This is a genomic window from Photobacterium kagoshimensis, from assembly GCF_050337045.1.
GTDB lineage: Bacteria > Pseudomonadota > Gammaproteobacteria > Enterobacterales > Vibrionaceae > Photobacterium > Photobacterium kagoshimensis.
In genome coordinates this window covers 13,628-28,219 of record NZ_JAKJSO010000027.1, presented here as the reverse complement: position 1 = coordinate 28,219, position 14,592 = coordinate 13,628, and the positions used below count along the sequence as shown (strand labels likewise).

The 14,592-nt window shown below is 44.4% G+C and carries 13 protein-coding genes; 10 read left to right on the top strand and 3 right to left on the bottom strand.

Annotated elements, in window-relative coordinates; all coding sequences use genetic code 11:
• Positions 1-19 precede the first annotated feature (19 nt).
• On the top strand, positions 20-1,270 hold the full coding sequence (locus tag L4C35_RS21275; protein WP_428464776.1) for a BamA/TamA family outer membrane protein: 1,251 nt from the start codon (positions 20-22) through the stop codon (positions 1,268-1,270).
• A 42-nt stretch (positions 1,271-1,312) separates the two neighbouring features.
• On the opposite strand, the gene L4C35_RS21270 is transcribed toward L4C35_RS21275, so the two are convergent.
• Positions 1,313-1,732 (bottom strand): secondary thiamine-phosphate synthase enzyme YjbQ, encoded by a 420-nt coding sequence (locus tag L4C35_RS21270; RefSeq protein WP_428464775.1) that lies wholly within the window; start codon positions 1,730-1,732, stop codon positions 1,313-1,315.
• Positions 1,733-2,008: 276 nt separating this feature from the next.
• Here L4C35_RS21270 and pgi point away from each other — a divergent pair, with 276 nt between their 5' ends.
• Together pgi and L4C35_RS21260 are read left to right on the top strand one after the other, a co-directional pair.
• Positions 2,009-3,661, top strand: coding sequence for a glucose-6-phosphate isomerase (gene pgi / locus L4C35_RS21265; RefSeq protein ID WP_428464774.1), 1,653 nt, complete (start codon positions 2,009-2,011; stop codon positions 3,659-3,661).
• A gap of 301 nt (positions 3,662-3,962) precedes the next feature.
• On the top strand, positions 3,963-5,357 hold the full coding sequence (locus L4C35_RS21260; protein WP_428464773.1) for an SPFH domain-containing protein: 1,395 nt from the start codon (positions 3,963-3,965) through the stop codon (positions 5,355-5,357).
• 174 nt (positions 5,358-5,531) lie between these two features.
• On the opposite strand, the gene L4C35_RS21255 is transcribed toward L4C35_RS21260, so the two are convergent.
• Positions 5,532-5,993, bottom strand: a complete 462-nt coding sequence (locus L4C35_RS21255; protein WP_048900367.1) for a chemotaxis protein CheX — start codon at positions 5,991-5,993, stop codon at positions 5,532-5,534.
• A gap of 28 nt (positions 5,994-6,021) precedes the next feature.
• Positions 6,022-6,471, bottom strand: a complete 450-nt coding sequence (gene zur, locus L4C35_RS21250) for a zinc uptake transcriptional repressor Zur (protein WP_428464772.1) — start codon at positions 6,469-6,471, stop codon at positions 6,022-6,024.
• 891 nt (positions 6,472-7,362) lie between these two features.
• Here zur and dusA point away from each other — a divergent pair.
• The 7 genes from dusA (at position 7,363) to L4C35_RS21215 (ending at position 14,497) form a co-directional block, all read left to right on the top strand.
• Entirely contained in the window at positions 7,363-8,403 is a 1,041-nt protein-coding gene (gene dusA, locus L4C35_RS21245) for a tRNA dihydrouridine(20/20a) synthase DusA (RefSeq protein ID WP_428464771.1), read from the top strand.
• A gap of 245 nt (positions 8,404-8,648) precedes the next feature.
• Positions 8,649-8,885, top strand: a complete 237-nt coding sequence (gene pspG / locus L4C35_RS21240; RefSeq protein WP_428464770.1) for an envelope stress response protein PspG — start codon at positions 8,649-8,651, stop codon at positions 8,883-8,885.
• 148 nt (positions 8,886-9,033) lie between these two features.
• Positions 9,034-9,681, top strand: a complete 648-nt coding sequence (locus tag L4C35_RS21235; protein WP_428464769.1) for a TIGR04219 family outer membrane beta-barrel protein — start codon at positions 9,034-9,036, stop codon at positions 9,679-9,681.
• A gap of 148 nt (positions 9,682-9,829) precedes the next feature.
• The gene (locus L4C35_RS21230; RefSeq protein WP_048900394.1) at positions 9,830-10,063 is read left to right on the top strand and encodes a hypothetical protein; all 234 of its coding nucleotides are present in this window, start codon (positions 9,830-9,832) and stop codon (positions 10,061-10,063) included.
• A gap of 144 nt (positions 10,064-10,207) precedes the next feature.
• Positions 10,208-12,025 (top strand): assimilatory sulfite reductase (NADPH) flavoprotein subunit, encoded by a 1,818-nt coding sequence (locus L4C35_RS21225; RefSeq protein WP_428464768.1) that lies wholly within the window; start codon positions 10,208-10,210, stop codon positions 12,023-12,025.
• The gene (cysI, locus tag L4C35_RS21220; RefSeq protein WP_428464767.1) at positions 12,025-13,716 is read left to right on the top strand and encodes an assimilatory sulfite reductase (NADPH) hemoprotein subunit; all 1,692 of its coding nucleotides are present in this window, start codon (positions 12,025-12,027) and stop codon (positions 13,714-13,716) included. The genes L4C35_RS21225 and cysI overlap by 1 nt, the downstream gene beginning before the upstream one ends.
• Positions 13,709-14,497 carry a phosphoadenylyl-sulfate reductase gene (locus L4C35_RS21215; protein ID WP_428464766.1) on the top strand — a complete coding sequence of 263 codons (789 nt, stop codon included), beginning with the start codon at positions 13,709-13,711 and terminating at the stop codon, positions 14,495-14,497. The genes cysI and L4C35_RS21215 overlap by 8 nt, the downstream gene beginning before the upstream one ends.
• The last annotated feature ends 95 nt before the right edge of the window (positions 14,498-14,592 follow it).

Genomic DNA, 14,592 nt, shown 5'->3' with positions numbered 1-14,592 from the left:
ACAATAAAATGGATGACTTTTGAAAAAGCTACCTATCCCTTTCAGTCTTTTACTGGCCGCTAGTGTAAGTGTGCCTGTAGCTGCCGAGCAGGCATGGCCAGAATACGAACCTGATATTAATGTTGTGCCTTTTGCTTTTTCTACCGACTCCATGGGGCTATCTGTCGGTGTGGCGGGCCTGATCAAAGGGGCAGGTCAACCTCAGTCGTCAGTGATTGGTGCTGGCTTAATGAGTGATAAAGGCACTTGGATTTCTTATTTTGGCGCCTACAACTATTCATTTTCAATGGATAGCCGCTGGTTATTTGGACTTGAGTTGTACTCTGCATCGTATAAACAGTTTGAATACTTTGTTGGTGAGGGCACCTCGAATGATTCCTCGCTTGAAGATGCCATTATTGCTGATGCGCGTGAAGACGATTACCGCCTAACCGCACGTTACATCTTGCCGTTTGGCGCCGCTAAATCCCAAGGATTAATGGCCGCATTACGCCCTAACCGTGAAATAACCGGTAGCGTGCCATGGGAGAGCGGGGTGACATCGATTGAGTTTCGCCCTTTCTATAAAAGTCGGCAGTTTGCCAATGCTTCACTCTTTCCCAAGCAGGCAAAGGCCAATAATAGCGATGAAGTCTATGGGTTAGAAACCCGTCTTGATTGGGATAATCGCAATAATAGCCGTAACCCAACGGATGGTAGCCGTAGTCAATTTACGTTAACCCTAGATCCTGGCAGCTCCGATCGTGCAAGCTGGGTAACTTGGGCGGCGAGCCAGAGTTGGTTCTGGGACATGGGGCCACTGGGTGATCTCCTCGACCAGCAAGTCTTTGCCTTTAATATCTACACCGCTGATACCCCGACCTGGAATCAAACCGAGACAGTGAATGGCGAAGAAACTTATAACCGCCCCCCTGAGTTTGCCGGGAATGATCTGGGTGGGTTGTACCGTCTGCGTAGCTTCCAAAGTAATCGCTATGTTGGTCGCTCAGCGATGAGCTATAGCATGGAATACCGTGTGTTACCGGATTGGCAGCCACTAAGTGATTGGCCTATTTTCAATTGGTACGATGTACCTTGGTGGCAGTGGGTGGCTTTTGCCGATGTTGGTCGGGTTGCCGATGAGTATAATTTGGTTGAGCTACACAAAGACATGAAGTGGAGTGCGGGCGGGGCGGTGCGTTTCCAAGTTGAAGGTATTGTGGTTAGGACCGAAATGGCATGGGGCAGCGAAGAAAGCATGTTCCGCGTAATGGTTAACCAGCCTTTTTAGCCGTACTAACCAAATTGAAAGCGAGCCTTAGTGCTCGCTTTTTTATTGCCCTTGGATCGTAACAACGAGCGTACGTTTGCCGCCATGGTCTCGATGTTCGCCTAAGTAAATACCTTGCCATGTACCTAAAGCAAGACGCCCTCGAGTAATAGGAAGAGTAATACTATTACCCAGTAAAGAGGCTTTAATATGTGCTGGCATATCATCATCGCCTTCATAGGTATGTTGATAATACGGTGCGCGTTCAGGAACAAAACGACAGAAGTGGGCTTCCATATCGGTACGGACCGTGGGATCGGCATTTTCATTAATCGTCAGGCTGGCTGAGGTGTGTTGAATAAATATATGCGCTAAGCCGACGGATATTGATGATAACTCTGTAAGTTGTTGTTCAATTTCAGCGGTGACTAAATGGAAACCACGTGGCTGAGCGGAAAGATGGATAATTTTTTGGAACCACATAATACTTGCCTTCCTTGTTAAGCTTTGGTGCAATCAGCGCTAGATTAATGATCAACTTGTTTCATTTGATGGCATTGATAAGTCTTAAATTTCGTGACCTGACGCAATGCAGCTAGCTATACCTTAGCGTCATAATTGACGAAACGTTGTAATATTACATAAAGATAGTCACGAACAAGACTACAGATTTATAACATTCTACTTTATCGGGGGTCCATTAGTGAGTCACACTGAATAACTAATGGATTAAACATAAAAAAATCAGGAATTTTCACCATGTTGAAAAACATCAATCCAACTAAAACGCCAGCGTGGCAAGCACTGACCGCGCATTTTGAACAAGCACAAGATTTACAACTGAGTGAGCTGTTTGCCAATGATAGCGAGCGTTTTACTAAGTTTTCTGCTGAATTTGGTTCAGACATTCTACTGGATTACTCAAAAAACCTTATTACAGAAGAGACGCTAGCGAAGCTGTTTGATCTTGCTGAGCAAACGGAACTAAAAGCGGCGATTACTGAGCTGTTTAGCGGTGAAAAGATTAACCAAACTGAAGATCGTGCAGTATTACACGCTGCGCTACGTAACCGTAGCAACACACCGATCATGGTTGATGGCCAAGACGTAATGCCAGGCGTAAATGCGGTACTGGATAAGATGCAAGCTTTCACTGCGCGTATCGTTGATGGTGAATGGAAAGGCTACACAGGTAAAGAAATTACTGATGTCGTGAACATTGGTATCGGTGGTTCAGACCTTGGCCCATACATGGTGGCAGAAGCGCTTGCGCCATACAAAACACGTTTGAACATGCACTTTGTTTCTAACGTAGATGGCACACACATTGCTGAAACGCTAAAAGGTTTAGACCCAGAAACCACATTATTCCTAATTGCGTCTAAAACATTTACGACGCAAGAAACCATGACCAATGCACACTCAGCACGTGATTGGTTCCTAGCAACGGCGCAAGATTCAGCACACGTAGCTAAGCACTTTGCAGCACTATCAACCAATGCGACCTCGGTAGCTGAGTTCGGTATCGATACCGATAACATGTTCGAATTCTGGGATTGGGTTGGCGGTCGTTACTCGCTATGTTCAGCAATCGGCTTATCTATTTCGCTAGCGGTGGGCTTCGATAACTTTGTTGAGCTCCTAGAAGGTGCTCATGCAATGGATAAACACTTTGCAGAAACACCGGCAGAGCAAAATATCCCAGTGATCTTGGCGTTAATCGGCATTTGGTACAACAACTTCCACGGCGCAGAGTCAGAAGCCATTCTACCTTACGATCAGTACATGCACCGTTTCGCAGCGTACTTCCAACAAGGTAACATGGAATCGAATGGTAAGTGTGTCGATCGTGGCGGTAACCCTGTTGATTACCAAACTGGCCCTATCATTTGGGGTGAGCCGGGTACGAACGGCCAGCATGCTTTCTACCAGCTTATTCACCAAGGTACTAAGCTTATTCCTTGCGACTTTATTGCGCCTGCTATCAGCCACAACCCGATCAGCGATCACCATCCGAAACTAATGGCAAACTTCTTTGCGCAAACCGAAGCACTTGCATTTGGTAAGAGCAAAGCGCAAGTGGAAGCTGAATTTGTTGCTGCAGGTAAATCATTAGATGACGTGAAAGATCTTGTGTCTTTCAAGGTGTTTGAAGGTAACCGTCCAACAAACTCAATTCTTGTTAAGCAAGTAACGCCACGCGTATTGGGCTCATTGATTGCAATGTACGAGCACAAAATCTTCGCGCAAGGCGTTATCTGGAATATCTTTAGCTTCGATCAGTGGGGGGTTGAACTTGGTAAGCAACTGGCAAACCAAATCCTACCTGAGCTAACCAGCGATGAGGCTGTTGCAAGCCACGATAGCTCAACCAATGGTTTGATTAACCAATTTAAGTCATGGGCTAAATAAATAGTCTGACTTAAATTCGAATCAGTAACGAGAACGCGGCCACCATGGTCGCGTTTTTTTATGCCTACCACTTTTCTTTACTGTGCTAATTATCAATTGAACGTCATTTTATTTATGGTGTTGTACGAGCTTAAAATTGCTTATAATCGCAATTTACAAACACAATAAGAAATGGAATGTACGCTAATGCATTGGTGGTCAATGGTTTTTCGAGTTGCCTCCCATGTTTTACCTGCCTTTATCGGGACGGTAATCGTGCATCGTAAACTAGTAGGTAATCATGGATATAAAGGACGATACGATGGATATGAAAACGCAGGTTGCAGGTAACCTGAAAAAGAAAGTTTCAGTACCTTTAGTGGCTGGCATATTAGGAACGGCAGCTGTTCTGGGGTTACTGAATAATTCGGTACTGATGACAGATGCTGGTTATACCTATGTACACCAGAACAACCTGACCGGTGAGCTCGATGTGTTTAGTGAACCTGGTATTCATTTTCGTATGCCGTTTTTATCGAAAATCACTAAGTATGATCAAGTGATCACAGTGTCTTACGGTAATACAACGGGCGAAGATTTTTACCAGCGCTTACCGGCAATCCAAGCGCGTTTTGCCGATACTTATATTGGGAATATTCCTGTTACTTTTCGCTTTAAGTTGTCGTTAAACCCTGAATCGGTTATTAAAATGCACCGTGAGTTTCGCAATAACAGTAACCTGATAGATGCACTTTTAGTGAAAAATGCTCGAAATGTCACGGTTATTACTGCGACGCAATACACGGGTGAAGAGTTCTTCCAAGGTGGTTTAAACCAATTTAAGACCCAACTTGGTGATCAGTTACGCGACGGTATTTATATGACAGAGCGTAAACAGGTCGAAGTTGAGCAAATCGACTTGGCACCTGTGGGCGTAAACCAAGCTAATTCCAATAAACTGCAACGTACCCAGCAGTTAGTCTGGAAAACAGTGCCTGTATTTGATGCTGATGGTAATTTGAAGCGTCAGGATAACCCGCTCCAACAATATGGCATTGCTGTCACTCAGGTGACGATTGGCGATCCATCACCAGAAGAGCAATTAAATAAATTGTTGATGGATAAAAAGCGTTTAGTCGCCGATAGGATTCGTGCTATTCAAGAGCAAGAAACGTCCAAAGCGCAGGCTGAAACCGAGCAGTTACGAAAAGAAATCCAACGTACCCGTGAAGTACAAGATGCGCAGCGTAACAAAGAGTTGGCAATCATCTCACAGCAAAAAGAAGTCGAAATTGCCCGCCAAATTGCTGAGCGTGAAATTGTGGAAGTTGAAAAGAAAAAGCGCTTAGCAGAAGTTGATAAAGAGAAAGAATTAGCCATTGCAGAGGCCAACTTAGCTATTCAAAAAGCCAATGCATTATCGGCAGAGTATGAAGCTAAAGCTATCTTGGCTAAAGGGCGCGCTGAAGCTGTGGTGCTAAAAGCCAAATATGATGCCTATGGAGCCAATCGTGATGTGTACTTGGCTGAGCTAAACCGTGATGTTTCTACCGCGCTTTATAATAATCTGAAAAATTACCAAGTTGAGATGCCAAAAAACTACTTTGGCGGCGGTAATGGTAGCAAGCTAACCACCAACTTAGACGTGATCACTGGGTTTGGTGCGCTGGGTATGCTGGATAAAACGCAAAAATTAACGGATGAAAAACAGAAATAGTCGCATCGACTTCTGTTTAATATCGACCTGAGTAAGCCAATATATTGGTTAGGGGTATAGAGAGCAAGCTTACTTGGGGAGATATGAATATATTGGTGAAATTTAGGCAGTATTAACCACCAGTCAGGGTCTGCTGACTGGTGTTATAATATCGTCACAGCGGTAGGCATAGTATTAATCGAAGCAGATCTCGATAAATGCTTTTCCGTGTTCAGAATCAAATGGCATGATAATGATAGCACCATCACACTTGTGAGTAATGGTATGGCCACGGCCTGAAACAACTGCTGGGGTTGCCATGTCAAACTCATAGCCTTTATCGGATAAAATACGTTTAGCTCCACCCGTTACCATATTGGTAATTTCACCCACCATATCAGTCACTTCTTCATTGATACCGTTAGGGCGCTCACCCAGCATTCGCTGCATGATTTCAAGAGCTAAGCCTTCATCAAAGGTAATCGACATAGAGCCCTTTGTTGTTGGGCCAACCATACCAATCAAGCCAGAGACATCACCTCTAGCAACTTCATCTTTTTTTAAACGAGGCTTTTGTGGAGCAAGCTCCATCGATGCCATTGTTTTTAATACATTTAGCAATGATGCTAAAAAAGGGTTTACGAATTCTGCGCGCATAATGACGTTATTATTCTTTAATCAAAAGTTATTGCTGTTCGCTCTGACAGTCTTTGCAAATACCATGGCTTTCTACCACATGGTGAGCGACCTTAAATCCATGGGAGTCGGCTTTAATACGTAATAATTTTGCCAGCTCTTCATCATGGCATTCTTCTACTGAACCACACTCATCACAAATCAATAGCTGTGAGCAATGCTCGGCATGACCAAGCAAGCAGCAAGCAATATAGCTATTGGTCGACTCTACTTTATGAATAAAGCCTTGAGCCATTAGAAAGTCTAAAGCTCGGTAAACTGTGGGTGGCTTCGCTTGTGGTTCCGTTACTTTCAGTAAATCTAGCAACTCATAGGCACTGATCGAGCTACGGTGCTCAACAATAAGAACGAGAACCTTTAAACGTTGAGGCGTTAAGCGTACACCTCGTTGCTCGCAAAGTTGTTGTGCTTGAAGCAACAGTTGTGCTTGGCTTGCCATATAACCTCAAATAACAGCGGTAGGACCTCTAGTTTACCACAGCTGACAATAAAGGTATCTCCGAACGAAAAGTTCCTGATTGGAAGATGACGCTTTTTTGTGCTTCTGGTCACAAATTGATATTGCGAGTTACATTTATATAGCGTCCCCCTTCTTACTTTTCTTTACCTAAGATGCAGCTTTTCACTGAAATTGCCACATAGGTGCTGCTATACGGAGATAAATTGCGCACAGTAAAAAGTGTACAGCTCTTTCGCTGTTTATCTGCTTTTTTATGATCGTAGTGTGGCTTGCTGATAGTGGTTGGTCGTAAGTTTATGATTTTTAAATGATTAATAAGGTGTGCAGCTTTTGGTGCTTTATATTCCAGTTGCTTAAAAAGCTGCACGCGTTGTTTTTTATTGTTTTATTTCAATCGATTAGTGAGTAAGTAAAAGTAACATAATGTTCTTTTTGTATGATGGGAAGATTATGACGGGGGTTATGGTTTGTACAGTAAATATGCCAATGTGTAGCGTAAAGCTGAACGTGGTGATAACTTCCAATTTTCATTTTCTATAAGTGAATGAATTTATTAGCTTATAAAGCGTGTTCAGCTTTTGGGTTGTTATGTTCCAAAAGCTATTTTTGCTGTACAGGTTTAGTGTATGTAGCGCGGCCCTCTATTAAATGTACCTACAAAACAGCAGCTTAGGTTGGGTGTTGTTTGATCTGCCATGTTACTTTTAATAAGGCTATTTTATTTGAACTTGCACGTTGGTGGTGGTTAGTTGCCTCGCAAATAAATCCAATTGGGAAACAACAATGAATAAGGTAGAATTCGTGGTCATTTTTCACTCTTAGCTCCTGCATGAGTGAGAACGTAATAATGGTGATTAACGAGGTTATCTAATGCCAAACAGTGCTGTTGCGAGTTGCGACGATTTACACACAGAATTTACACGCCAGGAGGAGTTTCCCTCTTGCCGTTTCTCTGTCGCGCCCATGTTGGATTGGACTGACCGTCATTGTCGTTACTTCCACCGTTTGATGAGTGAGCATGCGTTGCTTTATACCGAAATGGTGACAACAGGCGCGATTATTCATGGTAAAGGTGACTTTCTTGCGTATAACGAAGAAGAGCACCCATTAGCGCTGCAATTGGGTGGCTCTAACCCTGCGGATTTGGCGCGTTGTGCCCAGCTTGCACAAGAGCGTGGTTACGATGAAATTAACCTTAATGTTGGCTGCCCTTCTGATCGCGTACAAAACGGGATGTTTGGCGCTTGCTTAATGGGTGAGGCCGACTTAGTTGCTCAATGTGTCTCTGCAATGCGTGAAGTGGTTGATATTCCGGTTACGGTGAAAACACGTATCGGTATTGATGAGCAAGATTCTTATGAATTTCTGACTCAATTTATTTCGACGGTATCAGAGAAAAGCGGTTGTGATGATTTTACCATTCATGCACGAAAAGCATGGTTAAAAGGGTTAAGTCCAAAAGAAAACCGTGAAATCCCACCATTGGATTACCCGCGTGTTTACCAATTAAAACGTGATTTCCCGCATCTAAAAATGGCGATCAATGGCGGGATCAAGACGTTTGATGAAATGGACGAACACTTAAAGCACCTTGATGGCGTTATGGTCGGGCGTGAGGCATACCAGAACCCATATATTATGGCGCAAGTGGATCAACGCTTATTTGGTAGCACGAAACCTATTATTAAGCAGCGAGAGTTAGTTGAAGCGATGTTCCCATATATTGAACGTCAACTTGCGAATGGTTCATACCTTGGTCATATCTCTCGCCATATGTTGGGCTTATTCCAAGGCTTGCCAGGTGCGCGTCAGTGGCGTCGTCACATCAGTGAAAATGCACACAAGCCGGGTGCGGGCATTGAAGTGCTGCAACAAGCGGTAGCAAAGATTCCTGCAGAATTGGATGTGTAGTTGATTTAACCAAGTTATTGGCAAAATTGACCACATTAAAAAGAGCGATAGGTGAAAAACCATCGCTCTTTTTTATGTTTTGAATTTAAATTGCTGATTATATGTACTTTATTTCTTTGGCTAGAAAGTGGCGCAGTTTGTGCAGTCTATATGCTAGGTTATGAATGAGTCATATTGTCATTAAGTAGACGCTGTCCAATAGTTATGAGTCGTTGTCTGCCTAATTGGGCGTTTGAGGGGGATCTATGGTTGAGGTTTTATTTCTATTCACATTTGCGATGGTGCTGATATTTACAGGTATCAGTATGCTCGGGATGTTTTTAGCGGTTGCGGCAGGCTTTGCTGTGATGGCGGTTATTGGCATGTTAGGCGTAATGTTTAAGTTGCTACCTTGGCTTATTGTTATTGCCTTAGGCGTATGGTTTTACCGCGAACATCAGGCTGATAAATCTCATCGTGATCGCATGAATTACCGACGCTAGATTGGAGTTTTACTCAACAATAAGTTAGGTCAGGTGATTGTTATTTTTTGTATAAAAGGCAGTGTTTAACAAATCAAATGGGGTCATTTTGTACAGCATCTGGTATAGTCTCGCCCGAATTTCATACAAATAAGAGCGGAGACTCTGCATGAACAAATTTACTCTTACAGCAGCGGCAGCTGCTGTAGCATTTGCAGCAGCAATGCCAGCACAAGCAGCTACCCTTCTTGGTGTAAAAGTAGGTGCTGATGCATGGTTTACAGGCGGTAAAACAGAGATTGCTTCGCACTCTCAAGATGCTGAAAACAAAACAATGGGCACATTCCACATTGCGTTTGAGCACTTTATTCCATTGGTACCCAATGCACGTATCCGTTACAGCGATGTTGATAACGGCACTGTGTCTTTCAATCAAATTGATTACACGGCTTACTACGAAATTCTAGATAACGACGCAGTTGCGCTGGATCTAGGTGTGGTGATGTCTAAATTCAACGCTGGTAAAGTGGGTAACCAGTCATTTAGCGAATGGCAACCAGCGGTTTACGGTGCGGGTGAAATCGGTATCCCAATGACACCAGTGTCTGCATTTGGTGATCTGACTTACGGTACGTACGACGATACGAAAACGGTAGATGCACAAGTTGGTGTTAAGTGGACGATTCCACTGTTGGTTGATCTAAATCTTCGTGCGGGTTACCGCGTGATGGATCATGACTTTGCATTCATTAACGGCTACAACTCTGTAAAAGTGAAGAATGACGGTTGGTTCCTAGGTGTTGAAGTAGACATCTAACCGCGACACTTACCTTGTTAGTTGTACAAAAGCCTTAGGGGATCTCCCCAATGAATGAAAAGCCACGATTATCGTGGCTTTTTTGTTGCCTGTTTACTCGGTTTTGTACCATTTTTAATAGATGACTGAGTTATCAGGAAGTAGACTAATGACATTAACAGAACTGCAAGGGTTGTATGCACGCAGCGATTTAGTCGAAGCCGTGGTTGAACCGTCGATCCAAGAAGATGGTTGGATTGTCGAGTTTCGCCATCGCCGTGGTGGTTTTGTCCCGTTGACTGATGGTGCGGGAAGTGAACAATGCTACCAAGACGTTGATACCGCGAGCGAACGGGCATTTGAAGTCGGTTTTCACCAAGTCCGCATTGCAGATAGCTTCTAAATATTGACTCTCTGTTGCATGAGTCGATGACTTTTTACGCGTCTCATCCTTACTAAAAGTTATAAAACATTCTTATCTATTCTTTCTTGTTATTTCATTGAGTGGCTAATCTAACCTTACGCAATGTATAGGGAATGTCGTGTCATGGTACTCAAGGAACTGTCGGCCTTAGCCAGCCCACTCAATGATCAACAAATAGATCAACTTCAACAGGCTACATCAGAATTATCATCTCAGCAGATGGCATGGATCAGCGGTTATTTTTGGGGATTAAGCCAAACGCAACCCGCAGCTCAAACACAAGCAGCGAGCCAGTCTATTGCCGCGGTGGCAAGTCAGCCCGCCGATAAGCTAACTATCATTTATGCTTCACAAACCGGTAATGCCAAAGGGCTTGCGGAAGCTTTGCATGCACAAGCGGATGCTACAGGTGTGAGCGCGGAAATTTTTTCTGCGGGTGACTATAAAGGCAAACACTTAGCCAAAGCCACTCATGTCATAATTGTGGCTTCAACCCATGGTGAAGGGGAAGCACCTGATGACGCGATTGAATTACATGAATTTTTGCAGTCAAAAAAAGCCCCGAATTTATCCCACTTAAAATATGCAGTGATTGGGCTCGGCGATTCGAGCTATGAGTTTTTCTGTCAAACAGCCAAAGATTTCGATAGCTACTTAGCTAACCTAGGTGCTGAGTCGATACTGGAGCGTTTAGATTGTGATGTCGATTATGAAGTTGAAGCCGCACAATGGCGTACATCGGCATTAGAAAAAGTGAAGCTAACCTTATCAACAGGGGAAGCTGAGGTGGTGCAACTGCCTGTTGGTCAAAGCCAAGCGGCTGTGTCGACATACACTAAGCAGCATCCGTTTGAGGCTTCGTTATTAACCTGTCAGAAGATCACTGGGCGTCATTCGGGCAAAGATGTCCGTCATATCGAGATTGATCTTGAAGGTTCAGGATTAAGCTATCAGCCGGGCGATGCACTGGGGGTATGGTACGACAATGACTCTAACCTCGCCGCTAAAATCATTGCGCAAGCTGGATTGGTTGACAATGCACAGCTAGAAGTCGACGGTGAATCACTTCCGCTATTACAGGCGCTGATTAAGCATTATGAAATTACCAATGCGAACCCGCAGTTCGTCACTCAATACGCCACCTTGTCAGGCAGCAAAAAACTAGAAAAGCTGGTGGCAGATAAAGACAAGCTACGTACTTATGCGGGTAAGACGCAAATATTAGATGTATTGGCAGAAAAGAAAACCAAACTCACTGCTGAACAGTTACAAGGATTACTACGTCGCTTGACCCCTCGCCTCTATTCTATCGCTTCAAGCCAACAAGAAGTGGGTGAAGAAGTTCATCTAACCGTGGCTGTGGTTGAGTATCAACAAGGTGAGGAAACACGACAGGGCGGAGCATCAAGCTTTTTATCACATCGCCTTGAAGAGGGCGAAAGTGTTCGCGTTTTTGTTGAGGCCAATAAGCATTTCAAACTGCCCGACAGTGATGACACGCCGATCATTATGGTGGGCCCTGGCACTGGTATTGCTCCATTTCGTGCTTTTATTCAAGAGCGTGAAAACCGTGATGCGAGTGGAAAGAACTGGCTGTTCTTTGGCGATCGTACTTTCACTGAAGACTTCTTGTATCAAGTGGAATGGCAGAAGCACCTGAAAGCGGGTGTGGTGGATCAAATCGATGTGGCTTTTAGCCGTGATCAAGCTGAGAAAGTTTATGTGCAGCATCGATTGCTCGAACAAGGAGCAAAAGTATGGCAATGGTTGCAAGAGGGCGCGCATGTTTATGTGTGTGGGGATGCCAACCAGATGGCAAAAGATGTCCATCAAGCGCTACTCACTATTATTGAGCAGCATGGCCAGCAAAGCCGTGAGCAAGCCGAACATTATTTAACTGAGTTACGTAAGAGTAAGCGTTATCAAAAGGATGTGTACTAATGAGTGAGCAAAAATTAGCAGATAACGAACGCCTTAAGCGTGAAAGTAACTTCTTACGTGGCACCATAGTGGAAGATTTGGCGAACCCTGTCACAGGGGCATTTCAAGGCGACAATTTTCAACTGATCCGTTTTCATGGCATGTATCAACAAGATGATCGTGATATTCGTGCTGAACGTGCCAAGCAGAAACTCGAACCCTTGCAAAATGTGATGCTGCGAGCGCGCATGCCTGGCGGTGTGATTACACCAAGCCAATGGTTAGCGATTGATAAGTTTGCAGCAGAGCATAGCTTGTACGGCAGTATCCGTTTAACGACGCGTCAGACGTTTCAGTTTCATGGGGTGTTGAAACCCAATATTAAATTAATGCATCAAACGCTCAATAAAATTGGCATCGATTCCATTGCAACGGCGGGGGATGTGAACCGTAATGTGCTGTGTACGACAAACCCTGTTGAGTCGGAGTTACATCAGGAAGCCTATGAATGGGCGAAGAAAATCAGCGAACATTTACTCCCCAAGACTCGCGCGTATGCGGAAATTTGGCTAGATGGTGAAAAGCTTGAAACGACCGATGAAGAGCCGATTTTAGGGAGCACCTATCTGCCGCGTAAATTCAAAACTACCGTGGTGATCCCGCCGCAAAATGATGTGGATGTGCATGCAAATGATCTTAACTTTGTCGCCATTGCCGATGAAGGAAAGCTTGTGGGCTTTAATGTGTTGGTGGGCGGGGGCTTAGCCATGACACACGGTGATAAATCAACCTATCCACGCCGTGCTGATGATTTTGGTTTTATCGCTTTGGAAAACACCATTGCCGTGGCAGAAGCGGTAGTGACCACCCAGCGAGATTGGGGGAACCGCTCTAATCGTAAAAATGCTAAAACCAAGTACACTTTAGATCGTGTAGGCTCTGATGTTTTCAAGGCGGAAGTGGAAAAACGGGCTGGGGTTACTTTTGCCGCCAGCCGTCCGTATGAATTTACCGATCGTGGTGACCGCATTGGCTGGGTAGAAGGCATCGATGGTAAACACCATTTAGCCTTGTTTATCGAAAATGGCCGTTTGCTGGATTTCCCTAATAAACCACTAAAAACCGGCATGGCTGAGATTGCGAAAGTCCATAAAGGCGATTTTCGTATGACAGCAAACCAAAATATTATTGTCGCGGGTGTGCCTGCAGCTGAAAAAACGAGGATCGAAAAGATCGCCCGTGATCATGGTTTGATTGATGATGGTGTTACCGAGCAGCGTAAAAATTCGATGGCATGTGTGTCGTTGCCGACCTGTCCATTAGCCATGGCGGAAGCTGAGCGCTTTTTACCTGACTTTGTGACTGATATTGAAGGCATTCTAGCGAAACATCAGCTTGGACCCGATGAAAACATTATCACCCGCGTAACGGGATGTCCTAATGGCTGTGGCCGTGCCATGCTGGCTGAGATTGGCTTAGTGGGTAAAGCGCCGGGGCGCTATAACTTGCACCTTGGTGGTAACCGCAATGGCACCCGAGTGCCTAAAATGTACAAAGAAAATATTACTGTCGCTCAAATACTCGCGGATATTGATGAGTTAGTCGGACGTTGGGCGCTAGAGCGTGAAGAAAACGAAGGCTTTGGTGATTTTACTGTTCGTACTGGCATTATTGCGCCAGTGCTCGTCTCTAAGAGGGATTTTTATGCCTAATTCAGCGACAGTCGCGCCGACAAAACGTTGGCAATTACAGGATTTACTGGCTTTAAATAAGGTCGATCAAATTCTTCAGTTAGCACAAATTAATGCAGAGCTCGAAGTGCTATCAGCACAAGATCGTGTGCGATGGGCAATTGAACACCTTCAAGGTGATTTTGCCTTAGCGTCTAGTTTTGGCGTTCAGTCAGCGGTGATGCTGCACTTGGTGACCAAGGTGAAAGCCGATATTCCGGTGATAGTGACAGACACGGGGTATTTGTTTCCTGAAACTTACTTATTCATTGATGAGCTGAAAGCGCGTTTATCCTTGAATGTTCAAGTGTATCGTTCATCGTTGACGCCTGCGTGGCAGGAAGCACGTTACGGAAAACTATGGGAACAGGGTGTTGAAGGCATAAAGCTTTACAATAAACTTAATAAAGTTGAACCCATGCGTCGTGCACTTAATGAGCTGCAAGTCGGTACCTGGTTTTCAGGCTTACGTCGAGAACAGTCAAGTACACGGGCGTCTTTACCTGTGCTAGCGATCCAAAACGGGGTATTTAAGTTTCTTCCGTTAATTGATTGGAGCAATGAGGACGTAGAAGCTTATTTGACGAGTCATAACCTGCCTTATCACCCATTATATGAGCAAGGCTATATGTCAGTCGGTGATGTACATACCACCCAGAAATGGGAGCCCGGAATGAAAGAAGAAGAAACGCGTTTCTTTGGTTTAAAGCGTGAATGTGGTTTACATGAAGATGATGCCGAGTCGGATGGTTCTGGTATCTAGTGGGGGGCTAACGCCTTTATTTTCAATGCTTACATAACTCTGACAGGGTAGCTTTGGCTACCCTGTATGCTATGCGGCGCAAAAAATTAAGAATG